The sequence below is a fragment of the Priestia sp. 10L35 genome (assembly GCF_056395685.1).
Map to the genome: position 1 here is coordinate 1 of NZ_JBFTKA010000074.1, position 352 is coordinate 352.

Annotated in this window: 1 rRNA gene; it reads left to right on the forward strand. The window is 38.5% G+C overall.

What is annotated here, in order from left to right:
- Window positions 1-86 (forward strand): 16S ribosomal RNA (locus AC1DEF_RS29415); the annotation flags it as partial.
- Window positions 87-352: the final 266 nt, after the last annotated feature.

Consider the following 352-nt stretch of genomic DNA (forward strand, 5'->3'; position numbering starts at 1 on the left):
GCTAGCCGCCTAAGGTGGGACAGATGATTGGGGTGAAGTCGTAACAAGGTAGCCGTATCGGAAGGTGCGGCTGGATCACCTCCTTTCTAAGGATTTTTACATGACGTACGTTTTGACACTTTGTTCAGTTTTGAGAGTTCAATCTCTCAATTATAGAAAGCAYACTACTTTCTTCTTATTAGATAAGAAGAATTTTGGTTGCGATTGTTCTTTGAAAACTAGATAACAGTAATTGCTGAGGAAAAGTGAAACTTTTCTTTAATCAAACCAATAAATAACACAACATTATGTTGTACCATTTATTCGCTAATGGTTAAGTTAGAAAGGGCGCACGGTGAATGCCTTGGCACTA